Here is a 25641-nt window from a genome sequence, read left to right as displayed (position 1 = left end):
CCTCCGATATGGGCAATCTGCAGCCAGATTTCCCGGACGCGAGTCAGGCCCTCATCAGGCCGATAAAAGTCCGCAATGGAGCGTTGGGGACGGCAATGCGGGGCAGAGCATAGAGATTCAACTGGTCGCGGTCCAACCATGCACCTTCGGTAGAACATGCCCAGGAGAAGCCGAGAGCCTCTACATCTCCTTGCACCTCTGAATTCATATCTCCATGCGGGTAAGCGAAACCGTGCACGCGTTCGCCGGCAAGGATACGGCATTGTTGTCCGCTGAGCGCAATTTCGCGGCGGCTCTCAAGCCGGTTCAGGCTCGTGAGAGGGGAGTGTGTGACGCTGTGAGCGCCGAGAGCCATAAGTTCGCCTTCGAGAAAGCTGCGTACTTCGTGTGCCGTCATCGGCATCGCTACAGGGTCCGGGATCGCCTCGAAGCGAAGCCGGAGAGAATCCATTGTTGCATTGCGTTCCTCTTCCGGAAGGCGCTGAAGGATTCGCCAGATTGCCACATATGCCCTCTGCCTGGCGGTAAGTGGCTCATCCCATGCTCTCCATGAATTCGTCGCAGCGGCGGGGGCGTCCAATGCCGGCCAATCGAGGAGGATAGTTTCAACACCGCAGACCTGTTCGCAATGCATGGAGTGCCTTGACGCGAGGATCATTGCGGCAAGCTCGTCCCACCAGAAGGGTACGTTCCGGTCGACATAGCCCGTCGTGAGGAACATGCAGGCAGGCACACCATGACGGACCAGAACCGGTCTGGCCTGGATAAGGTTATCGCGGTAGCCGTCATCAAAGGTGATGGCTACCGCATCCGCCGGCAAGGTCTTCCTGTTGAGTTGTTGGACTAACTCATCCATGGACATCACGCTACGATGCCGCTTCACGTAATCGATCTGCTCTTCAAAAAATTCCGGGTCAACGGCAATCCCCCACGGATCGTGCTGAACTCGCACCACACGGTGGTACATGAGGATTAAGGGTCGCGGTCGCCGCCGATGCAATCGGGCAAGGATCCTTGGCAGAAGGCTTGGGGTTGGCATTCAGCGCTTCTGGCCTCGCAGGGTGATGATCACGGGATAAGCCTCATCCTGGATGTTGAGCTTAACCCGATCAACTTCCTCGAGTGCTACTCCTTGCAGGAAAGCTGTTGCCGCGAAGACATTCCCATGCGCCTCGATCTCCAATGCATCAGCGGCAAAGCGTTGCTGGAAAAGCCGGCGGATCGACGTCTCTGTGAAAGACCAACACCAGTTGCTCGCCCATTCCCCTCGATCAATGGGACTGATTCCGGGCACGGTGAGAAGAAGGATCCCCCCTGACTTCAACGCGGCGTGAAGGCGCGTAACAGCTTTCTCGAGATCAAAAATCAGTTGCAGGGTCTGAGTCAGAACGATGCAGTCGAAGGCTCCTTCTGGAAGAACCTCTGGTTGAGTCAGATCTCCAAATAGCGTTGCTTTGGAATGGCGAGGATCGATGTGCAGCACGTCCTGCCTGCTGATTTTGGACCCGTAGCGCCGGCTATATGCGTCGTCCCCAATCTCGAGAACGCGCCCCGTTATATCGCCTGCATGATCGGCCAGAAAGTTTTCGATGTAGTAGCGGTCGACTGGAGTACCGCGATCCCAACCGAAGTCGAGGCTGATAGGTCTGGTACTGGACAGCTGCCCAAAATCGACGCATCCGACACGAGGTGGCCAGGTGCTGCGGGACCGTGGCCGGAGAGCATTCAGACGGCTGTTACGAAGCCGATCCTTCATCCATCTCACCACTGAGCCCAAGGACTCCTTGAATCGCTGTCCGGCGCTTCTCCCTGCAATATGCATGTCCCAATTTTTGTACTGGCCTGTGCTGTACCAGGCTTTCCATATACGCCGCCCTTCCTGCCATGCCCTGCACTGTTTTGGGGTTTGGCCACGATAGCGGTTATGCACCGCAAGCGCAGCCCGCAGCATCTCTTTGGTATTACGGGACATGTTCTGCCCGTGCCATCGATATTCCGCAATAGTCTCAGGATGGGAGGCAATCGGATAGCTGCGCGCAATACGGAGATAGAGGTCGTAGTCTTCGCATCTGCGAAGCCCTTCATCGAAGCCGCCGAGCTTCAGAAGTATGTCTCGTCGATACAAGACCGTTGCGTGCATGCCAATGCGATTCCCCGCAAGCATGTCGGCATAAGCATCCTTACTTATCCCTTGATAAATGTCGTTGCTGGCCCGGTCTCCGTTCGCATGGATTCGCCGATGGCCACCGTAGACCAGCGCTGCATCCGGCCTATGGGCGAAGCAGGCAAGGCCGGATGCGGTCGCGTTCGGCTCCAGTCGGTCATCTGCATCAAGAAAGGTGATATATCGAGAACGAGCCTTCTGCAGCCCCAGGTTGCGAGCGCTAGCCAGGCCGCCATTGGGCTTGCGAAGTAAGATTGCCTGAGGAAAATCTGCAATTATAGATGCAGGGCTGACATCCGACCCATCGTCAACCACTATGACCTCGTCAGCTGCACGCTTCTGCGCGAAGACGCTGGATAGAGCTTCCTGCAGGTAAGCAGCATCGTTGTATGTGGTTAGCACAACCGCGATGCTTTCATCCGCATCCGTAATGCTTATGGAGCCAGCGGTTTTCTGGTTATTGCCGACCTCGATGCCGCGGTCTCCCATTCTGCAACCTCAACAATTGGCCCATTATAATCGGATGGAGACTGGCCGATACCCCCATTAGAAGCTGTGGAATCAACCCGAACCAACGGTGAAGCGCGGAGAGGACGACTCGAAGATGAAGCCGATAAATCTTTTCGGGGAAAATAAGCATCTCGCCGCACTGGTGCGCCGCTACTTCTGGACGGCCTCCGTTGTCACGTTCCTGGCAATGGTGATCGGTGTCCTTGAGGGCTTTGGAGTAAGTCTTCTCATTCCGCTGCTTTCGACATTCGGCAATAGTTTCATACCATCCAAGGGCGGTGTGGGCGCCTTGGCTTTCCTCGGGCGCTTCGCACAAGGTTACGGCCGAAACGAACGATTGCTGATCGTTTCCGCGGTGATCCTGAGTTGTCTGCTGCTCAAGAGTGCTCTCCAGGTCGTGTCGAATACATTTGCTTCCTGGGTGGATGGGCGCGTTGGCCACGATATCCGTTGTGGGTTGTCTGCGCGCCTGCAGAGCGTTGGTTATCCCTTCTTCCTCGTCCAGGAACCTGCGCGACTGATGAATATTCTGGGTACGGAGTCCTGGAAGGCTTCCGACGCCGTGCGTCTCTTGCTCATCCGTATAGGAGCATGCGCCGCTGCCTTGGTTTTCAGTGTTCTGCTAATCCTCGTAAGCTGGCGGTTATCGATCATCGTGCTCGCGGGCGGCTTGATCGCGAGATATGTCCAGAGGCGGGCGGAGTCCAGGCTCCGTGAGCTTAGTAAAGAGAAAGTATCCTCGAACCAGGTTCTGGCGGATCGCATGCTGTTTGCGATCTTTGGATCCCGCATCATTCGGCTCTTCAACAATCAGCAAGCGGAGCACGCGCGCTTCATGGCCAGCTCAGACGAAGTACGTCGCGCCATTCTGAAATCGGAGACCTTGTCGAACTTTCAGGGGCCGCTGCTCGAAACAATGCACGGCATTCTCTTTCTGGCTGTGGTGCTGATTGCTGTGTTCAACGGTATGTCTCTCCCCGTATTGATCGCTTTCCTTGTATTGATGAATCGCTTACAGCCCCATCTCCGCATGGTGGAGCACACGGGGGCTTCTTTTGCTTCGGCTGCAGGTCACTTTAATGAAGTCGAATGGCTCCTCGATCAAAAAGACAACCCCACCCCGACAGGCAAGCTGGCGTTTCCAGGACTGCACAAAGGCATAAAGTTCAATAACGTCACCTTCGAATACCCTGACCGAAATGAGCCGGCGCTTATGGAGGCGACCTTTGAATTGCGCAGCGGCCGGTCTACGGCTCTCATTGGAGAGTCTGGCGCAGGTAAGTCGACCGTGATCAACCTTCTTTGCCGCCTGCTGGAGCCGGTCTCAGGGACGATCGAGGTTGACGGTCAGCCGCTTAGCAGTATCAATATCTCGGACTGGCTCAATGCTATTGCAATCGCTGGGCAGGATGTAGACCTCATCGACGGTACAATTGCGGAAAATATCGCCTATAGCAGGCCGAAGACCGATCGGGCAAAGATTGAGCGGGCTGCACGCTACGCCAAAGCGGATTTCATCGACGACATGCCTCAGGGGCTGGATACCTTCGTCGGTCCGCGCGGGCTGAGTTTGTCGGGCGGCCAAAGGCAGCGCATTGGCATAGCCCGGGCTCTCGCTCGGGATCCTGAAATATTGATACTCGATGAGGCGACCAATGCCTTGGACTACGAAACCGAGAATGGCATCATCAAATCATTGCAAGAGCTATCGGAATCCATGACAATCATCGTCGTAAGCCACAGAGTCAACACATTGGTCTTTTGCGACAATGGGATCGTGCTGAGTCGTGGTCGAGTGATAGAGTCAGGCCCTCTCCCGTCTATCCTCTCCGATCGTTTTATGCAGCCCGGTACAGAACGCGATCTTATTCCAGAGTGAATCTGGCTTAAGAAATATCAAGCTTGCGCTGCTAAGTTAGTGATCTTTAGAGTGATACTCATTCATGACTGTTTGTACGCAGGACGAATGAGGAATCGACAAATGTGACCGAATCAAAGCCAGGCATTGGTAGACTAAACGCCCCGACGGCGTTTGTAACGCCGCAGCTTGCAGCCATCTTCTTTATACCGATAACTGGTAGTACTTTCCGCGCAAAGCGATTTCCCAGGATCTATAGATAAATGATTATGAAGAAGCAGGCGCTCACAAGCGTCGTAATTCCGGCATATAACGCAGAAAGGTTTATTGAGCGAACGCTTCGATCCGCTCTCCAGCAGACTTATAGCAACCTGCAAGTGATCGTGGTGGACGATGGTTCCACGGACACGACGAGAGCGATTGCCGAGGCCATTGCTGCGACGGATGATCGGGTTGAGATCATCACAATCCCGAATGGTGGAGTTGCCAAGGCCCGTAATGCCGGCCTCAATCGAGCAACCGGCGAGTTTGTGGCCTTTCTGGACGCGGATGACCTGTGGCACCCGACGAAGATTGAGCGCCAGGTAGCGGCGGCCAATGATTTGAGCAGGGGCTTTCAGGCGGCGGCGGTTTACACCTGGAACCGATCGATCGATTCGCGGGATCAAATACTCGGGTATGGACAAGGTGTTCTGCTCAGCGGGTATGCATTTGCGCGCTATCTTTACGCCCGACCGATTGGAAACGGAAGTTCGATTTTAGTGCGCCGGGAGGTGGCGCTTGAAGTGGGAGGCTTCGATTCCACATGGAGATCCCGTGGCATGGGGGGATGTGAGGATCTTGATTTTGAGTTGAAGATTGCTGCCAAGTACCCGATCACCGCAGTGGGGCAATATCTCGTCGGCTATCGCGCGCATCCCGGCAGCATGACAAACAATATGCTGTTGCCAATGGCGCGCGGAGCCATTGCCATCATCTCGCAGCACATCCAATGCTCTCCCGAGTTACCGGAGTGGGCAGCTCGGTGCGCACGCGCCTCCATTTCGGAATATGCGTTGTATAACTTCGTTGCCGCCAGGGATTGGTCGCTGATGAGGAAGGAGTTCATCGAGCTGTCCGGTCTCGATGCCGGCCGCGGACTCGAATTCATCAAGGGCTTCTTCCGGCGCAAAAACGAGCGATTTTGGTCCATGTTCCGGTCGCCTCGAACAGAATCCAGTGATCCACCCTCGTTCTATGACGTTAGCCCTGATTTCGACGCACACTATCCTGTGAGTACTCCCCAATTTCGTGATCGGGAAGTGATCCGCTCTCTGGAAACAGTAGATGCGCAATTGGCGGAGTACAAGGCACAGGAGTCTGGTGCAAGGTAGCGACTCTTCAAAACATTGGCTCTTCATCGGGAGAGATTCAGCGCTTTGAACTTGAAAACCCTGCAAGTGGAACGATGGCCATCGCATTTATTTTTGTAGGCCAACCACTCACTTCGGTAAGCTAGAAGTTACGGGGAATGTGAGCCGTAAGTGTTCCAGTAGAGAAAGGGCAAGCCGGATATGGCACGGGTATTGGTTGCTGGCGGTTGCGGGTTTATTGGGTCTCACCTATGCGATCGACTCCTGAAGCGTCCTGATGTCGAGACTTGCGTTGCTCTCGACAATCTCTGGACCGGGGTATTCGACAATGTGGCTCACATTGCAGACCCGAGGTTCCGGTTCGTCCATGCGGATGTGGAACAATTCCAGACGGACGAGCTTTTCGACGAAATCTATCATCTGGCCTCTCCGGCCTCTCCTATCTGGTATATGAAGGAGCCTCGGCGGACGATCTCTGCGAATGTGGTGGGAGCGATGCGGCTCCTGGATGTCTTAGCTCCAGGAGGGCGGTTCGCCTACACGTCTACTTCGGAGGTTTACGGTGATCCGAATGTGTCTCCGCAACCCGAGAGCTATCGTGGATTAGTGGATTGTACCGGGCCGCGCTCTTCCTATGACGAGGGCAAGCGCTGCACGGAGGCCCTTCTGTTTGAAACCCGGCGGACCAGGGGACTCGATCTTCGAGTGGTCCGGCTATTCAATGTGTACGGACCCCGCACGCGCTCCAATGACGGCCGCGCCGTGTCCAACTTCGTAACCCAGGCCCTGACCGGGAAACCGCTCACAGTATTCGGCGACGGAATGCAATCCCGAAGCTGGGGCTACATCGACGATATCCTTGAAGCTCTGGAGCGATACTTCTGGCGTGATCCCGTGGATCATCCTGGGCCAATGAATATCGGCAACACTCGTGAGATCCCGGTGATTGAGGTTGCGCGCTTTGTCAGCGACTTGTTTGGTGGGCTGCAGATTGAGCATCTGCCTCCAGCTCCCCAGGATCCTACCAATCGTTGTCCCGATCTGACGTTAGCGCACCGCGTGTTGCCTGGCTGGACATGCCGCATCCCTTATGAGAAGGGTATAGAGCTAACCGTCGAATGGTTTCGCCAGCATTTTGCGTCCAAAGCATCTGTGCTCAACGGCTGATTCCACGCAGGACGTTCGCGGGCTATTCTCTGTTCCGCTCCTCGCTTAATGCAGCCCTTTGCTCAATGCATTCAGACATAGACAAATAGAGCAGTAGTTTGTCCTCGAGTTGTAGGGGTTAGTTTTTATTTTTCAGATGGAGACCTCGAGTTCAGGTCCCCATCTGAATGCCGGCCGCTAAACAGCAGAGGACTACTTCTGGCCACTCAGAAGTAGAACTTGCCGCCGAGTTCAACGGTGCGCGCCTGGTTAATCTGCGACGAAGCGACAACGCCAAAGTTCGAATCATTAGGATTGGTGTCGGGTGCGCCAAAACGAGGATGATTCAAAGTATTGAACGTATCAAAGCGAAGCTGCAGGCGGGTGGTGGAGTTAATGGCAAAGTTCTTGTTAACGCCCACAGACATTTCATTCATGGCCTGCTGGCGAATGTCACCCCAACGCGTTGGGTAGTTGCGGATGTAGGTTGCGAAATCCTGGTAAACGCCGTTGCGTATTGTGTCCTTGGCTGTGGGCACGTAACTGGCTCCAGGCATTTGCTGGATGTTGGTCCATGCAGGATAGTTTGAGATGTCAGTGTTTTTGTTGGGGAATGCGACGAACTGGCTGGTATCGAACCAGCGGCGCAGTTTGCGCTGGCTACGGCTAAGAGCAGCGCTATGTCCGCTGTAAAAAGAATCAGTCGAGAAGACGACCGGGACGCCTGAACTAGAGGAGTAATTCCCGGTTATTTGCCATCCGCCGATGACCATGTCGATAGGACGACGTAATCCGGTGCCCCAATGCTTTCCACGTCCGAAGGGGAGATCCCAGACACCTGTGAGAGCGAGAGCGAATGGACGGTCTTCGCCGCCAAGCTTGTGTTCGATGCGCGGCCCCGCGATTTGCGGGCCAAGGAAGGCTGTGTCCTCAAAGAGCTTCGACCACGTGAAGGCGGCGATGAACGAGAAACCGTTGGTAAAGCGGCGTTCCGCCTTTGCTTGCATGGAATCGTAGCCATTCTTCCCGGTTGGACGGTTTTTGCCGATGCTGCCTAACAGGGGAATGGGATTGAGGAGTTGGTTGACCGTGACGGTTTTGGTATTTGCAATCGTTCCAGTGACATTTGGCAGATGGTAAAACGGGTTGGGAACCAGAGTATTCCAAGGAAGGATATCGCCGGGCCGACCCTTTGCGTCAAAGACAGGTTGCTGCAGTTGCTTCCACAGGGTGAAGCTCGGCAGGTTTTGGTTCCAGCTCCAGGGGATGTCGTAGGTCTTGTTATGAGAGTAGCCAACCTCAAAGAGCCAACTACGAACTTGTTGTTGTAAGTGCAGCGAGTACTCCCAGGAGTACATGCGATTGAGGTGCGGATCTTCCCAGTTAACGCCCTGGCCAAGATTCGTCAACGGACCAAGGGAAGAACCCGTAGGTTGGAGCACGCCACTATGGAAAGGGTTGGAGAGCGTGTCGTACGGGGTCATGTAATTGTCCTGCGTGGCTATCAAGGATGTAGTCCGAGAGAACCCATTCTGTCCGCCATTCACGAAACTAGCCTGGGTGAAGCGGCCAAAGCCGCCGCGGATCACAGTATTCGGTGTCAGGGTATAAGCGAAGCCTGCGCGCGGCTGCCACTCATGATAGTCAGGATCAACAGGGGTGCGCGGCGTACCGTTTACACCGGCGAAGAGCTGCGCACCCATCACGGTGTAGGCGGAACTGGGCAAGTACTGGCTCAAGATCTGAACGCCTGAGTTGGTTGAGGAGTTTGTCAGAATACTGGCATAGGCAGCCTGGGCCGAAGCGCTGATCGGGTTGGTCACCGTAGGATCAAATCGATCGGTCAAGCGGTTGAATCGCTCGGTAACTGGCTGCTCCAGATCCCAGCGCATGCCAAGATTCAACGTTAGTCTGGGCGTGATGCGCCAATCATCCTGGAAGAAGCCCGCAATATAATGCTGCGAATAAAAAGCTGTGGCGTTTACTGGTACATTCCCGCCATTCGGAAGGCCTAACACAAAGGAGGCAAAGGTACTGCCGTTTCCGGTACCTCCTGATGTAAGTGCATTCTGACGGGTCCACTCACTACCGAAGTCAAACTCTCCCTGGTTGCCGCGGTTGGCAACTGCGTGCTGCAGAACCCAGTATTCAGCGCCGAAACGAAAACTATGCTTGTTGTAGATTTGGGTAAGAGTTGCTGCCCACGTATGATCGGTATCAAAGTTGCTGGATTGTGCATTTGAAGCGCCGAAATCACCGGCAAAACCCCTGATGTAGGGAAATGACGGCTTAGCGAGTTGTGACGTAAACGTAGATGAAAATCCTAGACTGGTGGGGTCGAAACCCGCACCGAGGCTGGATTCGGGATTCTCCCATCTGTTAAGCGTGTAGTGCATGGAAAGAATACGGTTGTCGCTCATCGTCCAGAGATGATCAATGCCGATTCGTTTCGTAACGCGGACACGGTTGGTACCGGTAGCGATTGTATTGAACCAGTTATCTGTAATCTCGGTGAGATGGTCCCAGTTGACAGTGAGGAAGCTATGCTGTGAGTTGTTCCAGTTTTGGTCGACCCGGACCGAGACTACAGGATAAGTGTCCCTGCGAAGAGCAGGTGAGACGAAGTTGTTCGAGTCGGTTGATGTGCCATCACCCTTGGCATTGGGCAATGGCAAAAAGGCAAGAATCTTTTGTGCAATAGGGTCAAGGAGTGTGGACGGGATTACGGATCCAGCGAAGATTTGCCGGTTGCCCTTCGAGTCAACCTGGTATGGGTTATATATTTTGATCGGGTAGACGACTCGCGTGCCGTTCACAAGTTGAGTTGTGAAGGACTGGCTGAAATCTCCCGAGCGCTCAAGTTGCGTGGGCACGGAGAGCGTCGGTGACAGCGGGTTCGTGTTGATGGTCTTATCGTAAGCGACAAAAAAGAAGGTGCGGCCCTCTCCGTTGTATATCTTTGGCAGCCGAACCGGGCCCCCGATGGTGCCTCCGAACTGATTGAAGTGGACGGAAGATCTCGGCAAGCCAATAAGGTTGTTCTGGTATGAGTTCGCATTGAGAATGTTGTTCTGGTTGTACTCGTACAGAACACCGTGATACTGCTTGCCGCCACTGCGCGTTTGCATGTTGATGGTGGCACCTGCCTGGCGACCGATTGAAGCATCGTAGGCGTTCGTCTGAACGCGAAATTCCTGCACGCTGTCCATGGGCGGAATAAAGTTGATATCTCCGCCGGTTTTGGTGTTGGGCATGCCGTCAAGTTGAAAATTATTGGAATAGGTGGTGTTACGACCGCCGTCTGCGGTGAATTGGGAGGCTGCGTCGTTAGACCAAGCGCGAGCCACATTTGAGCCCTGTTCTCGCTGTATGACGCCGGGAGCCAGCGTTGCAAAAAGAGTCGGCACGTGGGACTGCGTGGGTAGTGTATCAAGCTCGACGCGGGTAACCACCGTGCCGGAAGTGGCTGCAGTAGTGTCGATCAGTGGTGTGTCGGCAACAACTGTGACGGACTGGACCTGGCTCCCAACTGTGAGTTGCACATCAATTTGCTTGACGTCGGCAGCCTGGAGCGTAATGCCCATACGCCGCTCTGTCCGGAAGCCCGGGGACGTAATCGTGAAGTGATAGCTTCCCGGAAGAAGCAGTTGAATTTGCCATAGACCATCGTTGTTGCTGTCTGAACTACGCGCGACATTGGTGTCGTCGGACACCACGGTGACGGTCGCTCCCCGAATAACGGAGCCCTGTGGATCTGTAACGCGGCCTCCGATTGTTGCGCGAGCATCCTGCGCAAAAGCTAATTCTCCGCGCCAACACGCTACCAGGAACAACATAAGGATCAGAACTCGCGTCAAGGCGACCGCCATGCGCAAAATTCCCTGTCCTCCGTTTGAGTTTTGTGACATCTGCCTGCCTCCGGGATCCCAATAGTGCGTTTCCACACGGAGGAGGAAGGCAAAAGGTGTGAGTGCATGAGAAGTTTCCTCATAAATATGTTCCATGCACAACGACATCTACATTCCTGCAACTGGGGAAAAGCACTATAGCCAGCATTTCTGCTGCATGATTTGGATAACGATGGCCAATCAAAGCCCTTCCCCATAGGATCTGCAATGCACAAAGCTTTACTCTTTTTCCAAAAAAAGTTCTCCTGATAAGGCCTCTATTTTCTGTAATATAGGCGATAAGTTTCCGTGCCGCGCTCCGGTCAAAACGGAATTTAGGGACATGAAAAGGGAATTGCGGCATACAATTACCGCCAACGATTCAGTGAGCCTTATGTAGTTGCGGATGACTTGATTAACTATGCCGCCTTCACTTGTTGATACAACACGAGTGCGTTTCGGCCTTTTCGAAGCCGATCTCAAGACAGGCGAACTGTGGAAGGCGGGCCGTCGAGTCAAACTACAGAGCCAGCCATTTAAACTCCTGGCTATCCTCGTTGAGCGGCCCGGCGAAATCATTAGCCGCGAAGAACTCCAACTAGAGCTTTGGGGCCAGGACACTGTTGTCGAATTCGAACACTCTCTTGGGACTGCGATCAACCGAATCCGCGAGGCTCTTGGTGACTCTGCCGTTAATCCCCGGTTTATTGAGACGCTGACGCGCAGAGGCTATCGCTTCATTGCTCCTGTTATATCGGTTAGTCAGGATATTTCTGTTCCCGCCACATCGATGGAACTACCCGCAGAGATAATTTCGCTGGATAAGGAAACAGGGATAGAACCTGCTGTCCTAACTACATCAGCTTCCGCAGCGCCACCTCGTTCTGTCTATAGAATGCGCTATCTATATATGGCTTCTATCGCAGTCATATGCGCGGTGATCTGCATTCTTCTTGGCCGGCTCTGGGGTTCGCGGTTTGAGGCATCCACGGTACCCCGGATCTCGCCGGTGACCGAAACCGGCAATCTCTCGCCTGGAGCGCCATTTATGGAGAACCTGCCGGCCACAGCCACCGATGGCGTGGACGTATTTGCCTCCGCTATCGAGGATGGCCGGGCAGTTCCCTCAAAAATCGCGATAAGCGAAGGCGATGTGCAAGCCTTGCAGCTTCCGAGCGAAATCGTGAATCCTGCACTCGGAGACATCTCTCCAGATGGCTCTCAATTGCTCGTAAGGGGGCACTTATCCGCAAAATCCGGACAACCGCTCTGGATCGTGCCCATCAGAGGTGGTTCAGCCTTCCGTGTCTCTAATATTCTCGCCGACGATGCAACGTGGATGCCGGATGGCAAAGGGATCCTCTACTCCATTGGCAATCAGCTAATCGAGCTTCGTCTGGATAATGCCACATCGAGGCGTTTCGCCAGTCTACCGTTCGGTGGGGTTTATTGGCTGCGCTGGTCTCCGGATCACAAGCTTCTTCGTTTTACTGCGATCGATCCAACGAGGCATAACTCTTCTCTGTGGGAGATTCGCGCTGGCAGCTCAACGCCGGAGAAGCTTATGAAGAACTGGAACTCTCCTTCCAATGAGTGTTGCGGAACCTGGACGTCTGACGGCAAGATCTTTATTTTTCAAGCGACACGAGAGGGCCGCACCGATCTTTGGAGAACGAACGGGGAGGCCACATCGAGCCCAATCAAAATCACAAATGGTCCTTTGAACTACAAGGCTCCGGTGGCCGCCCGTTCTGGCCATCGAATCTTTTTCCTGGGCGTCAACTCTCGTTCTAAGTTGTATTCCTATGATGCGGCACGCGATGAGTTCGTGGCGAAGTCGGGTTTTCTTTCCAATGCGGTTCGACTGAACTTTTCTCGCAATGGCCAATGGGTCGCATGGGTCGACTCTCGACATCGGCTCTGGCGTGCCCGAGTGGATGGCAGTGAACGGATTCAGCTGACTCCCGACTCTATCAACGTCTTTCTCGCAACCTGGTCGCCCGATGGACAGAGACTGGCTATCATGGCCAGGGAGCCGGATGAACCGTGGCAGATTTATCTGCTAAGCGCCAATGGCGGTAATCCCCAGCGCCTGCTCCAGGAATATAGGAATGCTGCCGATCCATCCTGGTCGGCTGACGGCCGCTATCTGGTCTTCGGAAGAGTTTACGACATGATGGGGAAAGAGAATGCTCCTCGCATGTTGGATGTGCTTGATCTTGAAACAGGGCATACCACTCCCATACCTCATTCAGAGGGCCTCTTCAGTCCGCGGTGGTCCCCGAATGGTCGCTACATAGCTGCAACCACGCTCGATCAACAGAACCTGATGCTGTACGACGTAGCCGCGCGCACCTGGACGACTTTAGCAAGCACATCGGCCAATAACCCGATATGGTCCCCAGACAGCCAAACAATCTATTTCCAAGCTTCGTTGAAGGAGTATCAACCGCTCTATCGCGTCAATATTCGCGACGGGCGGCTGGAGCAGATTACTACTCTGAAGGCGTTTCGATCCGTTAGCCCAGGAGATTATTTCTTCTGCGGCATCGCTCCAGACAGCGTCCCGCTCGTTCGAGTTCACATCCGTTCCGGCGACCTCTACACAACAGATCTCGACGGCAATTGAATCACTGAATAACGGTTCGGAGAGGTCCAGGATCGAATGAATAAACCAGCCCTGGAAGTGCTGGCAGCAACTGCGGGATTGAGGGCCGAGAGATTCCTCTCAGAGGCGACCCCGCTGCGATTGAGCCATACAATCAGGCTTCCTTGCCGCGTACGGTAGACAGTCGGCAGGCTTGCTCTTTTATAGAGAGAATGGCAGGTATGGGTTCGATGATGAATCAGGACCAGAGTAGCGTTTGGCTCTTTGGAGGCCATAAACCCGCGAGGCTGATGTAGGTGAGAAATATAAGGAGGCCAGAAAGGCCGAGGAAGGGGACGTAGACTACAGATTCAATGATGTTTGGACGCTAGTTGGTCGCGAAGTTGGTCGTCAAACTCTGAATAATTTAGCTAAGTTATTGATTTGATTGGTTGCGGGGGTTGGATTTGAACCAACGACCTTTGGGTTATGAGCCCAACGAGCTACCGGACTGCTCCACCCCGCAACATCATAGTAACAATCGCAGGGGGGTGGGTCAAACGATGGCCTGTGTATAACAGGGCAGAAACTACCATACTGCAAACATCTTTCGCGTCTGGTTCGAGGCCGTCCGATCCACTCTTTCCAGAATCTTTCTTCCTGCAACTTATAGCGGCCCTTGCCTCGTTAAGCTAGAGGCCAGAGAAGCAATAGCTATCCATGCGGTGGGACCGCGATACCCTATCTCACGCGCATTGCCAGATAGAACCACCATCTTCCGGTTGCATGTGCATAGCGCAGGAATTAACGGCAACGGATTCTCGGGGCGCTTACTTATACACGCGACGGCGCAACAGATCCAGGATTTCGGTTGGCTCTGGCCGAACTCGAAAATCGGCATGCGCCTCTGCGAAGAGCACTGTGCCATCCCGGTCGATCACATAGGTCGCCGGCAAGGGCAGTCGCCAGCTCTCATCGCCGTTTACGAAAGGAACATTCACCAGGATGCTGCGATAGTACTGCTGGTGGAACTCCGGTACTTGATAGACGAGACCGAATTTCGCCGCTACCTCACATCCCGCGTCAGAAAGCAGGGGAAAGGGAAGCGAGTGTTGTCCTGCAGTGAAGTCATTCTGGCGCACGGTTTGCGGAGAGATGGCAACCATCAGCGTCCCCATCTCGCGCAGCGCCGGATACAGCCCTCGCCATGCTTCCAACTCCGTCACACAATACGGGCACCAGCGCCCGCGAAAGAAGTCAATGACCAGCGGGCCGAGCGCCAGCATGTCGCTGCTATGAACCATGGGACCGGTGGAGTCTGGCAGGGTAAACTCGGGAGCCTTCGCACCAACAGGCAGAATCCTGTTCTCAACGCCGGAACCAAAGAGGTCCCTGACGGCGCGCTCGCTCACTTCAAGACGTTCCGGCTGAACCAGCAGCCGTGTGTTTGCTGTAATTTCGTCAAGCTGGTCCTGCAGGTGCAATACGTTTTCCATAACCGCAATCCAGTTTCTTGTTCGTTATCCTACCTGCCCATGCCGCGCATTCCGCCCATGGTTCCCATCAACCGCCGCTGCAAGGCACCGCCCTTGCCCGCAGATTTGAACATCTTCCTCATCTGGGCATACTGGCGCAGTAGCTGGTTCACTTCCTGCACGGTTGTGCCGGAACCACGCGCGATTCGTTTCCTTCGGTTTCCAGAGATGATTTCGTGATTGTTGCGTTCTTTCGGCGTCATGGAGTTGATAATCGCCTCCACGTGCACAAATTGCTTTTCGTCCACTTGGTCGGCCATCTGTTGGATGCCCTGAAAGGGGCCAACCGAAGGAAGCATTTTCATAATGCTTTGCAGCGAGCCCAGCTTGCGGATCTGACGAAGCTGATCGCGGAAGTCTTCCAGCGAGAAGCCGTCGCCGGAGAGGGCCTTCTTTGCGAAGTCCTCGGATTTCTTCTTGTCCAGCGTCTCTTCCGCGCGCTCGATCAGCGTCATGATGTCGCCCATGCCGAGGATGCGGCCGACGATGCGATCAGGATGGAAGGGTTCAAACGCAGTTGGCTTTTCGCCAGTGCCGATGAACTTGATCGGCTGGCCGGTAACCTGGCGAATGGAGAGAGCCGCGCCACCGCGAGCATCGCCATCCATCTTGGTAAGCACCACTCCGGTCAGCGCAAGGCGTTTGTGGAACTCCTCTGCGGAGCGCACTGCATCCTGGCCCGTCATGGCATCGGCGACGAACAGAATCTCCTGCGGATTCAGCAGCGTCTTCAACTGCTGCATCTCGTCCATCAGCTGCTCATCCACATGGAGGCGGCCGGCCGTATCGACGATCAGCGTGTCGCAACCCGAGTTGACCGCCTCCCGCCGGGCCTCCTTCGCAAGGCGTTCCACCAGAGCGGAGCCGGGAGCCTCGCCCTTCAAATCTCCCTCGTACAGACTGGCTTTGATCGAGGCGGCTACCACCTTCAACTGCTCCCGTGCCGCCGGGCGATAGACGTCCACCGAAACCAACATGGGCCGGTGTCCACCCTTCTGCAGCCAGGCTGCAAGCTTGCCGGAGGTGGTCGTTTTACCCGAGCCCTGCAGACCGGCCATCAAAATCACGGTCGGCGGCCGAGAGGCAAACTGGAATCGCGCTGTGTCCTTGCCCAACAGCGTCATCAGTTCATCGCGGACGATCTTGATTACCTGTTCGCCAGGCGAAAGAGCCGTCATCACTTCCTGGCCGATGGCCTTGACGCGGATGTGCTCAATCAGATCTTTGACGACATTCAGGTTGACGTCGGCTTCCAGCAGCGCGACGCGGATTTCGCGCAGCGCTTCTCCGATGTTCTCCTCGGTGATAACACCTTGACCGCGAAGATTCTTAAACGCCCGCTGCAGCTTTTCAGAAAGGTTCTCAAACATAGTTAGCCATCCTTAGTTTACCAGCGGTGCTGGCCGCACGGGCGGGCGCGGCTTTCGCCGCTATTTTATGGGAAACGATGCTCGCTCTTGCGCTCCCGTTGGTCGCTACGCGGTGTCTCCTGGCAAAAATCCATTCCCGGGCCGGAAATAAATCGGAAATATCGTATGCATCCAGACGTATTTAGCGGGAAAACTTCATGCCGCGAGCTTGACTGGCGGCGAAAGCCGCGCCCGCCCGTGCGGCCAGCACCTACCAGCGGTCGTGGACGAAGGGCCGGATGCGGCGGTCGTAGATCTCCTTCACCTTCGCCATGGTCTGCGGGGAGAGGGGCGGCAGGTCGGAGGCGCGGCAATTCTCAAAGACCTGTGCGGCGTGTTTGCCCCCGGGAATGGCACAGGAGACGGCATCGAACATCAGGATCCAGCGCAGGGCGAATTCCGCCATGCTTACTTCGGGCGGCAGCAGATCGCGCAACTCCTCCACCGCGTCCAGGGCCTTGTCGTAGTCGATGCCGGCGAAGGTTTCGCCAACATCGAAGGCCTCGCCGCGACGGTTGAAGTTGCGATGGTCGTCCGCAGCGAACTGTGAGTCCCGCCGCAGCTTGCCGGTAAGCAGCCCACTTGCCAGTGGCACTCTCGCCAGCACGCCGATGTTGTGTTTCTTCGCCTGCTCAAAGAATAGCCCGGCGGGACGCTGGCGGAAGCAGTTGAAGATGATCTGGACCGTCTGAACATTGGGGTACTCGATCGCCTTCAGCGCCTCTTCCACTCGCTCTACGCTCACTCCGTAATAGCGAATCTTCCCGGCTTCCACCAGTTCATCGAGCCCATCGAAGATCTCCGGCATGTAGTAGGCATCGGTCGGTGGACAATGCAGTTGCAAAAGGTCGAGGCAATCGGTCTCGAGGTTCTTCAAGCTGCGCTCGACAAAGGGCGTCAGATTTCTGTAGCCCTCAGCGGTGTGCGGATTCAGGCCGCGGCCTGCCTTGGTGGCGATAATGAGATCCTGCTTGTGCTCGCGCCTGATCTGCGCGCACAATCGCTCACTGCGTCCGTCGCCATAGACGTCGGCTGTATCGAGGAAGTTGACGCCGCAATCGAGGGCTTCGCGCAACGTGGCGAGAGATTCCTCGTCATTCACCGTGCCCCACGAGCCGCCGATGGCCCAGGTACCAAAGCTGACTTCAGAAACCTTCCATCCCGTGCGACCCAGGGCGCGATAGTTCATTGGTTCATCTCCCGCAACAGATTACACCGCTCAGCGCCTCGCGGCGCGACCTCGAACGACATAGCGTTCGAACCGGCAATTCCAGAGGAGAATTACTGCGCGGGCATCACGAGGTACTGCTCAAAAGTTTTGTCGGGCATCTCGTACGTAGTAACGGTCAACTGCTGGTGGGGAAACACCACGTGAAAGACGCGAAACGTCATGCCGCCGCGAAGTCCGCTGTGCGTCTGGTGGAAGCTCTCCGGAGTCCCCAGCGGCTTGAGGCTCTGCGCGAAATCCTGCAAAGCCACTTCGTCAAAGTAGTCATTGCAATTCTTCGTAAAAAGGCTCCTGTCGATTTTGCCGTCCTGCAGTCCGGCAAAGACGGCAGCCGCCCGGGTCTCCTCGCTGCTCCCGGCAACGGAGGGCTGGCCAACCAGCAGTTGCCTCACCTTGCGCGCAATGCTGCTTGCGGCGGAGATCGCATCCTGGTTCGTCAGCACGGCGACGGCTGCTTTGTTGTCCACGTCGATGAGGTTGTCCGAGACAAAGCCGGAGACTTCGCCCGAGTGCTCCAGTAGAAGATGTCCCTCCAGCCGGCTGACCTGGATGCCAAGGGCATAGCCGGTAGCGCCGCCATCCTTCAGCTTTGCTTCATCGAACATCTGCTGGTACGACGTGGCAGCCAGCAGGGATCGATTCATCAGGCTGATGTCCCACAAAGCCAGATCGTAGGCGGGCATGGCCAACTCCCCGGCAGCAAACATCCAGCCTTTGCCTTCCTTGGGAGAGGGGCGAAGCGGCCCGAGAGCATGGCGGTAGTAGCCGGTTGCATCCCCGGCAGGGAGGCGTCCTTCGTCGGTATTGTAGACAGACTTCATCTCAAGCGGAGTAAAGACGCGCGTTTGAAGGAGACGCAGGACCGGCATTCCACTCACCTGCTCGATGATGACCCCGGCGATCACATAATTTGTGTTGGAGTATTGCCATTTGGTCCCGGGATCGAAGTCGAGCGGCTTCTTCGCCCACGTGTCGAGGATTTCCTTGCTGGTAACAGGCTCGAGCATCGGCGTCATTACATAGTCCTCCGGCCAGTAATCCTGATAGCCGGAGGTGTGGGAGAGCAGCATGCGCAGCGTGATTTCGTTGGCCCGGGTAAGCCCGGGCAGATACTTCGCAACCGGGTCGTCGAGCTTCAGCTTGCCATCCTGCTGCAGCAGCAGCAGCGCCGCCGCAGTAAACTGCTTGCTGATCGAACCGATCGAGTAACGCATAGAAGGCTCGGCGGACAGCGGGGGTGAGAGACGCGCCAGGCCGTACGCGTGCGTATACGCGACTTTGCCGTCCTTCACCACGGCAAGCGAAGCAGAGGGCACACCTGTCGCCTCCAGTACCTCTGCCGCAACGGCGTCGATCTTGCTGCGAAGATCCGCAGGGAGTGTGTCTACAGCTTGTGCGTGCAGAGAGCCGGAGAACGCGGCCAGCAGAAGAACAGCGATCGAGTGTCGGACGTGTGGCAGAGTCATGCGTTAAGCTCCAAAAATTTCTCCCTGCAGATTAGCAGGTCAGCTCCTGACGGGTGTGCCTCGCTGGTCTGCTATGCTTTCGGAAATTCCATGCTCCGTACGCGTCAAACGGAGAAGTGCGAGCATCTCTATAAAGGCTCCTGCATTCCATGGTTACCCTCTGAGCGTTTCCTTCTGAGTGGGTGACGACAGAAGATTGCCGGCGAAGTTGAGCCGCGGTGAGCAACTGCTCGAGAATAGAGACTCAAGCATCTGAGGATAGAGAGATATGAAGCGATTACTCGAAGGTTACCGGCAATTCCGCCGCGATGCATTTCCTGAGAAAAGGGAGCACTTTCACCTTCTCTCGGAGGGGCAGTCGCCCGACACGCTCTTTATTACCTGTGCCGATTCGCGGATCGTGCCCGACCTTATTCTCCAAACCGAGCCGGGAGATCTCTTCATCTGCCGGAACGTCGGCAACGTAGTGCCCCCCAATGGAGAGATGGCCGGAGGCGTCTCCGCAACCATTGAGTATGCCGTGCAGGTTCTGAAGGTCCGGCACATCATCATCTGCGGCCATTCGGATTGCGGTGCCATCAAAGCCGCGCTCGATAAGCAGTCCGTGGCGGCGCTGCCTGCGGCGAGCCAGTGGCTGCACTATGTGGAAAGCGCCTGGAACTTCCTCGATGAAGTAGGGAGCGAAGGCCAGGGAACGAAGACCGAGCCAGGCGTCGTGGCTCTCATTCACGCCAACGTGATCGCTCAAATGCAGAACCTGAAGTCTCATCCCGAGGTTGCCGGCGCGTTGGCGGAGGGCCGACTCCAGGTTCATGGCTGGTTCTATGACATCCTCAGCGGGACCATTGAGTTCTATGACCCTGGGCTCAAGAAGTTTGTTCCGCTGGGCTGGTGACCGGGAACGCAATGAGGGCCTGCTAACCCTGCCTGAGTGGATGGGGTTAACAGGCCTAGTGCATCGCCGTAGCGCCGGACCTGTGCTTCACGTTCTGGAAGAGCCAGGAGAGGATTGCGGCGAGGAAACCCAGCAGCGCCGTCCAGCGGAAGATATCGACAAAGGACCAGAGCAGAGCCTGTTGATTGAGCTGCCGGTACAACTCACCCTGGGCAGCCATACCGCCTGCGGCTTTTCCGAGATGCCGCGCCAGAAAGCTTGTGTATTCCTGCGTAACGCTTTGGTAGACGGCCCCAGCACGGGGAACCGCCGCCACCAGGTTGCTCCGATGGAAGTCCGTGCGCCGGATGAGCATGGTCTGCGCGCCTGCGATGCCGATGGACCCCCCTACATTTCGCAGCAGGTTAAAGATGCCGGTGGCATTGCCCATGTCTTCATTGCGGATCGTGGAGGTGGCCAGCGAAGAAATAGGCACAAATACGAAGCTGAGGACAAAACCGGTGATCACGATGGGAATCAGCAGCGTCGTGGGGCTGATGTCCAGATCCACCCTCCCAAAGATGATCGAGCAGATGGCAAAGCCGGTAAAGCCAAAGGTGAGCAGGAGGCGGTTGTCCACCTTATTGGAGATCCAGCCGATGATCGGCATGCCGAGAATCGATCCAATGCCGCGTGGACCTACCACCAGGCCCGCCGAGAATGCCGTATATCCAAGCACCTCCTGGTAGTAGAGCGGGAGCATCGTGATGGTGATGTAGATGGCCACGCCCAGCAGGGAGATGAGCAGGCAGCCAACCGCAAAGTTGCGGTTCTTGAGAATCTGGAGGTTCACGAGCCCGTTCCTGTTTCTCCAGGAACGAACGATAAACCAGATCAGGCAGACGACCATGGCAAAGACCGCCCAGCGAACCCAGATCGCGCCGAACCAGTCGTCTTCCTGCCCCTTGTCGAGCACCACCTGCAAACAACCGGCCCAGACAAGGAGAAGACCGAAGCTCAGGTTGTCGAAGGGATGAACCTTGGCGTGCTTGATGTATGACGGATCGTGCACAAAGCGGTTGATCATGTAGACCGCCAGGATGCCGATGGGGATATTGATGTAAAAGGCGTATCGCCAGCTATAGGTATCCGTCAGCCAGCCGCCGAGCGTCGGTCCCAAAACAGGCGCCACGACGATTCCGAAGGCAAAGAAGGCCATCGCCGCACCCCTCTTGGCAGGAGGAAAGCTCTCCAGCAGAACGGCCTGGGAGATAGGCTGAAGCGCGCCGCCTCCTGCCCCCTGGAGAACGCGAGCCACCAGCAGCAGCGGCAGAGTTGGTGCCGCACCACAGAAGAAGGAAGCAATGGTGAACAGGATGACGCAGGTGATGAGGAAGCGCTTCCTCCCAAAACGAAGAGAAAACCAGTTGCTGGCGGGGAGAATGACGGCGTTGGCGACCAGGTAACTGGTCAGGACCCAGGTTGCCTCTGAAGTACTGGCGGACAAGCTGCCCGCGATGTAGGGCAGGGCAACCGAAGCGATCGCCGTGTCGAGGACCTCCATAAAGGTCGCCAGCATGACGGAGATAGCCACAAGCCAAGGGTTGCTGACCGGGGCAGCCTGTCCAGATGGTTCAGCCATTGGAGAATCCTAAACAATAGAACAGTTTATGGGTCTGAATTGCGGAATTCGAGCGTCCTCGGCTTGCGGAGGAGCACTTTCCTGAATAAAGCTTTGACGCAGAAACAAGGTCAAGTGATTCATAAACTGGACGTTATAACTTTTCGAATCGTGATAGTGATAATCGACATCAGATACCTTGACAGCATTTGACTCAAGTGCGATGCTGGCAAATGTAAGTTCAAGATTAGTTACAGCGGAAATTCGAGGGTGGGAAGAGCAAAATGGCAAAAATTATTGGAATCGACCTCGGCACGACAAATTCGGTCGTGGCAGTGATGGAAGGCGGCGAACCGAAGGTAATCGCCAATGAGGAGGGTGGCCGGACTACGCCCTCGGTTGTGGCTTTCACAAAGAGCGGGGAGCGCCTGGTAGGCCAGGTGGCAAAGCGTCAGGCGATCACGAATCCAGAGAACACGATTTATTCGATCAAGCGGTTCATGGGCCGCCGCTTCAACGAAGTGAACGATGAGATGAAGATGGTGCCCTACAAGGTCAAGCAGTCGGGCGACCATGTGGTTATTGAGGCGCAGGGCAAGGACTATACGGCGCCTGAGATCTCGGCCATGATCCTGCAGAAGCTGAAGAAGGCTGCGGAGGATTATCTCGGCCAGTCGGTAACCGAGGCCGTAATCACGGTTCCTGCGTATTTTAATGATGCGCAGCGCCAGGCCACCAAGGATGCGGGCCGCATCGCGGGTCTGGATGTAAAGCGCATCGTCAATGAGCCGACAGCCGCCGCATTGGCTTATGGCCTGGACAAGAAGAAGGACGAGACCATTGCGGTCTATGACTTTGGTGGCGGCACTTTCGACATCTCGGTTTTGGAGGTTGGCGAGGGCGTCATCGAAGTGAAATCGACCAATGGCGATACGCATCTGGGCGGCGACAACCTGGATCAACGCATTGTGGATTGGCTGACCGAGGAGTTTAAGAAGGATGAAGGCCTCGACCTGCGTTCGAAGGGGAACGAGATGGCCCTGCAGCGGCTGAAGGATGCTGCGGAGAAGGCCAAGATCGAGCTATCCACCACGATGGAAACCGAGATCAATCTGCCCTTTATCACGGCAGATGCGACCGGCCCGAAGCACCTGGTGCGGAAGCTGACTCGCTCCAAGCTGGAGCAGTTGGTGGGCGATCTGCTGCAGCGCTCGATCGAGCCCTGCAAGAAGGCTCTGGCAGACGCTGGGATCGACGCCAGCAAGATCGACGAAGTCGTGCTGGTTGGTGGTCAGACGCGTATGCCGGCCATCCAGGAATTGGTCACAAAGCTCTTTGGCAAGGAACCTCACAAGGGAGTGAATCCCGATGAAGTGGTTGCCATCGGAGCGGCGGTTCAGGCCGGTGTCCTGGCAGGCGAAGTGAAGGATCTGCTGCTGCTGGACGTGACGCCGTTGACGCTCTCCATCGAAACGCTGGGTGGCGTGGCGACGACCATGATTCCGCGCAACACAACGATCCCGACCAAGAAGACGGAAACCTTCTCGACGGCAGCCGACAACCAGACTGAGGTGGAAGTGCACGTGCTGCAAGGCGAACGCCCAATGGCGAGCCAGAACCGCACGCTGGGCAAGTTCAAGCTCGCTGGTATTCCTCCCGCCATGCGTGGGGTGCCGCAGATCGAGGTGACCTTTGACATCGATGCGAACGGCATTCTGAACGTGACGGCCAAGGATACCGCGACGGGTAAGGATCAGCGGATCCAGATCACGTCCTCCAGCGGCTTAAGCAAGGAAGAAGTGGACCGGATGGCGAAGGAAGCTGAGGCTCACTCCACCGAAGACAAGGCAAAGCGCGAGGAGATTGAAGCCCGCAACGGTCTCGATAACCTCGTCTATAACATCGAGAAGATGCTCAAGGAGAGCGGCGACAAGGTCTCCGCGAGCGACAAGGCAGAGGTTGAGAGCACGCTTGCCGAGGCAAAGAAGACGCTCGAAGGCACGCCGACCGCAGCAGAAATGAACGCCTCGCGCGACAAGCTGACCGAGGCCTCGCACAAGATGGCCGAAGCTATGTACAAGGCCACTTCCGCGGCATCGGCCGGAGCCGCCCCGCCGGCAGACGGTGGTGCGCCGGCAGAGAGTGCCGAGAAGAAGGATGAAGGCGTCATCGATGCCGAGTACGTAGACGTCGACGAGAAGAAGTAAGAGGAACCGAACACTACGGGGAATCGTAGCTGTAACGGTTACGATTCCCCGTAGGTAAGACTACGGGGCGTGTTTCCAGAGATTCTGGAACGCCCCGTCTTTTTTAATAAGGAAGGATGTGGAGAAAAAGATGACCGATACCGTTTGGAAATGCGAGCAATGGCGCGCAGGCAAGGTCTATAACAAAGTTCTGTTCAATACGCAGGAAGAGGCGGAGTCATTCGCGGCGAAGATGCGGCATGTTGAGCCGGATCTGCTCTGGAATGTCGAGCCTGTTCAGGTGCGTCAGATCTGGAATTGAGGGGTCATACCGGCTTTCGGCTGTTCCGCTTTCCGCGTATCCCAGAGGAGCAGATGGGGCGCATGTCTCTCCTGGCTACGGGCCGCCAGCGAGGTTTTGCTGGTGGCCTGGCGAGAGACAAAACAGCACTGCGACTGCATCTTCTGGCTATGCCGGAGGCGGAATTGCTGTAGGCTCATTTTGTAAGGTACTGGTACTCCGATAGAAGAAGCGGATATACCCTGCACAGAAAACAATGGCGACGACAAATCAGAAGGACTATTACGGCATACTCGGGGTCAAGAAGACGGCCACCCCGGATGAGATTCGCAAGGCATTCCGGAAGCAGGCGCGGAAGTACCATCCCGATGTCAATCCCAATGACAAGAAGGCCGAAGAGAAGTTTAAGGAGATCTCCGAGGCTCACGACATTCTGAGCGATGAGAAGAAGCGCAAGGTTTATGACCAGCTTGGCTTCTACTCCGATCAGATCGATCCTGCGGCGGCGGAAGCTGCAGCGCGAGGCGGCTATGGCCGGACGGCGGGGGGACATCGTGACGAGGGCGTGCAGTTTGACTTCGGCGGCTTCGACTTTTCGGACTTCCAGGGAGGCCAGGGGGCGGGCGCTCGCGGACAGCAGCAGTCTTCGGGGTGGGGAAACTTCAAGGACATCTTCTCGGGAATGTTTTCCCAGGCGGCGCAGCAGAAGGCGCGTGGTCCTGAACCCGGCACCGATCTGGAGTACCAGGTCCAGGTAGATTTCTGGACGGCGATTCGCGGCGGCACAGCCCGACTGGATATCCAGCGGCGAGAGGTGTGTCCCACCTGCAAGGGGAAGGCTTCGAGCGGCGGCCAGGTGCAGTGTCCGGAGTGTCACGGCACGGGCCAGGTGACGCAGATGGGCGGCCGCATGAAGTTCGATATTCAGTGCCCGCGCTGTGGCGGCACCGGCAAGGCACAGAATGCGTGCAGCACTTGCCATGGAGAGGGCACGGTAACTCGTTCGGAGGTCGTCGAGTTCCGCATCAAGGCTGGAACGCGCGACGGGCAGAGGATTCGCCTCGCAGGAAAGGGCAATGCCGGCATCAATGGCGGCCCAGCCGGCGATCTCTATCTGATTCTCAAGATCGGTTCGCATCCCGTCTTCACCCGTGTACTCGACGACATTCACTTAACTGTGCCGATCACGGTTACAGAAGCGACGCTGGGCGCAAAAATTGAGGTGCCGACAATTGATGGCCGGGCGCAGTTGAAGATCCCTCCCGCCACGCAGAGCGGTCAGAAGCTTCGCATGCGGGAGCGGGGTGTGCCATCGGCTACTCATGACGGAGTTCGCGGAGATGAGATCGTCACGGTGCACGTTGTCATTCCTCATTTGAAGGACGAGAAATCGAAGGAAATCATGAGACAAATGGCCCAATTGAACCCTGAAGATCCTCGAAGTGGCCTATTTAAAGACATTTAAGTACTAAAGTTTTAAAGCGAATTACCCCCCTCCGTGGTAGCGTCGTAACACC

Annotated in this window: 16 protein-coding genes and 1 tRNA gene; 8 read left to right on the top strand and 9 right to left on the bottom strand. The window is 56.0% G+C overall.

Features of this window, described 5'->3' with window-relative positions; all coding sequences use genetic code 11:
- Positions 1-43 precede the first annotated feature (43 nt).
- On the bottom strand, positions 44-1000 hold the full coding sequence (locus VM554_13340; GenBank protein ID HVJ09358.1) for a polysaccharide deacetylase family protein: 957 nt from the start codon (positions 998-1000) through the stop codon (positions 44-46).
- A gap of 39 nt (positions 1001-1039) precedes the next feature.
- Entirely contained in the window at positions 1040-2653 is a 1614-nt protein-coding gene (locus VM554_13335) for a glycosyltransferase (GenBank protein HVJ09357.1), read from the bottom strand.
- Between the two features lie 115 nt (positions 2654-2768).
- On the opposite strand from VM554_13335, the gene VM554_13330 reads away from it, so the two are divergent.
- The 3 genes from VM554_13330 to VM554_13320 all read left to right on the top strand — a co-directional run bounded on the left by VM554_13330 (position 2769) and on the right by VM554_13320 (position 7051).
- Positions 2769-4553: an ABC transporter ATP-binding protein gene (locus tag VM554_13330; GenBank protein ID HVJ09356.1), complete on the top strand. Its 1785-nt coding sequence runs from the start codon at positions 2769-2771 to the stop codon at positions 4551-4553.
- Positions 4554-4795: 242 nt separating this feature from the next.
- A complete protein-coding gene (locus VM554_13325) occupies positions 4796-5905 on the top strand; it encodes a glycosyltransferase (GenBank protein HVJ09355.1) in 1110 nt (369 codons plus the stop codon).
- Positions 5906-6085: 180 nt separating this feature from the next.
- A complete protein-coding gene (locus tag VM554_13320) occupies positions 6086-7051 on the top strand; it encodes an NAD-dependent epimerase/dehydratase family protein (protein HVJ09354.1) in 966 nt (321 codons plus the stop codon).
- Positions 7052-7257: 206 nt separating this feature from the next.
- On the opposite strand, the gene VM554_13315 is transcribed toward VM554_13320, so the two are convergent.
- A complete protein-coding gene (locus tag VM554_13315) occupies positions 7258-10938 on the bottom strand; it encodes a carboxypeptidase regulatory-like domain-containing protein (protein HVJ09353.1) in 3681 nt (1226 codons plus the stop codon).
- Between the two features lie 889 nt (positions 10939-11827).
- Here VM554_13315 and VM554_13310 point away from each other — a divergent pair.
- Positions 11828-13546, top strand: coding sequence for a hypothetical protein (locus tag VM554_13310; GenBank protein HVJ09352.1), 1719 nt, complete (start codon positions 11828-11830; stop codon positions 13544-13546).
- A 407-nt stretch (positions 13547-13953) separates the two neighbouring features.
- On the opposite strand, the gene VM554_13305 is transcribed toward VM554_13310, so the two are convergent.
- The 5 genes from VM554_13305 to VM554_13285 form a co-directional block, all read right to left on the bottom strand.
- Positions 13954-14030, bottom strand: a tRNA-Met gene (locus VM554_13305).
- A gap of 304 nt (positions 14031-14334) precedes the next feature.
- Positions 14335-15000 carry a redoxin domain-containing protein gene (locus VM554_13300; GenBank protein ID HVJ09351.1) on the bottom strand — a complete coding sequence of 222 codons (666 nt, stop codon included), beginning with the start codon at positions 14998-15000 and terminating at the stop codon, positions 14335-14337.
- Between the two features lie 29 nt (positions 15001-15029).
- On the bottom strand, positions 15030-16409 hold the full coding sequence (gene ffh, locus VM554_13295; GenBank protein ID HVJ09350.1) for a signal recognition particle protein: 1380 nt from the start codon (positions 16407-16409) through the stop codon (positions 15030-15032).
- Positions 16410-16659: 250 nt separating this feature from the next.
- On the bottom strand, positions 16660-17637 hold the full coding sequence (locus tag VM554_13290; GenBank protein HVJ09349.1) for an aldo/keto reductase: 978 nt from the start codon (positions 17635-17637) through the stop codon (positions 16660-16662).
- A 92-nt stretch (positions 17638-17729) separates the two neighbouring features.
- Positions 17730-19142, bottom strand: a complete 1413-nt coding sequence (locus tag VM554_13285; GenBank protein HVJ09348.1) for a serine hydrolase domain-containing protein — start codon at positions 19140-19142, stop codon at positions 17730-17732.
- A gap of 268 nt (positions 19143-19410) precedes the next feature.
- Between VM554_13285 and VM554_13280 the strand changes: the two genes are divergently transcribed.
- Positions 19411-20037: a carbonic anhydrase gene (locus VM554_13280; protein HVJ09347.1), complete on the top strand. Its 627-nt coding sequence runs from the start codon at positions 19411-19413 to the stop codon at positions 20035-20037.
- 55 nt (positions 20038-20092) lie between these two features.
- On the opposite strand, the gene VM554_13275 is transcribed toward VM554_13280, so the two are convergent.
- Positions 20093-21658 (bottom strand): DHA2 family efflux MFS transporter permease subunit, encoded by a 1566-nt coding sequence (locus VM554_13275; GenBank protein HVJ09346.1) that lies wholly within the window; start codon positions 21656-21658, stop codon positions 20093-20095.
- Positions 21659-21921: 263 nt separating this feature from the next.
- Between VM554_13275 and dnaK the strand changes: the two genes are divergently transcribed.
- From dnaK to VM554_13260, 3 genes are all read left to right on the top strand, one after another.
- On the top strand, positions 21922-23844 hold the full coding sequence (gene dnaK, locus VM554_13270; GenBank protein HVJ09345.1) for a molecular chaperone DnaK: 1923 nt from the start codon (positions 21922-21924) through the stop codon (positions 23842-23844).
- Between the two features lie 130 nt (positions 23845-23974).
- On the top strand, positions 23975-24145 hold the full coding sequence (locus VM554_13265; protein HVJ09344.1) for a hypothetical protein: 171 nt from the start codon (positions 23975-23977) through the stop codon (positions 24143-24145).
- 235 nt (positions 24146-24380) lie between these two features.
- Positions 24381-25589, top strand: coding sequence for a J domain-containing protein (locus VM554_13260; GenBank protein ID HVJ09343.1), 1209 nt, complete (start codon positions 24381-24383; stop codon positions 25587-25589).
- The last annotated feature ends 52 nt before the right edge of the window (positions 25590-25641 follow it).

Origin of the sequence: Acidisarcina sp., assembly GCA_035539175.1 — a bacterium.
GTDB lineage: Bacteria > Acidobacteriota > Terriglobia > Terriglobales > Acidobacteriaceae > JANXZS01.
The sequence above is the reverse complement of the archived record's forward strand: the minus strand, read 5'-3'. Positions and strand labels throughout refer to the sequence as shown.

Coding starts and splice junctions, on each gene's coding strand:
- VM554_13325 (HVJ09355.1), top strand. CDS start 4,796: ATGATTATGAAGAAGCAGGCGCTCACAAGCGTCGTAATTCCGGCATAT.
- VM554_13285 (HVJ09348.1), bottom strand. CDS start 19,142: ATGACTCTGCCACACGTCCGACACTCGATCGCTGTTCTTCTGCTGGCC.
- ffh (HVJ09350.1), bottom strand. CDS start 16,409: ATGTTTGAGAACCTTTCTGAAAAGCTGCAGCGGGCGTTTAAGAATCTT.
- VM554_13315 (HVJ09353.1), bottom strand. CDS start 10,938: ATGTCACAAAACTCAAACGGAGGACAGGGAATTTTGCGCATGGCGGTC.
- VM554_13290 (HVJ09349.1), bottom strand. CDS start 17,637: ATGAACTATCGCGCCCTGGGTCGCACGGGATGGAAGGTTTCTGAAGTC.
- VM554_13280 (HVJ09347.1), top strand. CDS start 19,411: ATGAAGCGATTACTCGAAGGTTACCGGCAATTCCGCCGCGATGCATTT.
- VM554_13300 (HVJ09351.1), bottom strand. CDS start 15,000: ATGGAAAACGTATTGCACCTGCAGGACCAGCTTGACGAAATTACAGCA.
- VM554_13265 (HVJ09344.1), top strand. CDS start 23,975: ATGACCGATACCGTTTGGAAATGCGAGCAATGGCGCGCAGGCAAGGTC.
- dnaK (HVJ09345.1), top strand. CDS start 21,922: ATGGCAAAAATTATTGGAATCGACCTCGGCACGACAAATTCGGTCGTG.
- VM554_13330 (HVJ09356.1), top strand. CDS start 2,769: ATGAAGCCGATAAATCTTTTCGGGGAAAATAAGCATCTCGCCGCACTG.
- VM554_13275 (HVJ09346.1), bottom strand. CDS start 21,658: ATGGCTGAACCATCTGGACAGGCTGCCCCGGTCAGCAACCCTTGGCTT.
- VM554_13310 (HVJ09352.1), top strand. CDS start 11,828: ATGGCTTCTATCGCAGTCATATGCGCGGTGATCTGCATTCTTCTTGGC.
- VM554_13260 (HVJ09343.1), top strand. CDS start 24,381: ATGGCGACGACAAATCAGAAGGACTATTACGGCATACTCGGGGTCAAG.
- VM554_13320 (HVJ09354.1), top strand. CDS start 6,086: ATGGCACGGGTATTGGTTGCTGGCGGTTGCGGGTTTATTGGGTCTCAC.
- VM554_13335 (HVJ09357.1), bottom strand. CDS start 2,653: ATGGGAGACCGCGGCATCGAGGTCGGCAATAACCAGAAAACCGCTGGC.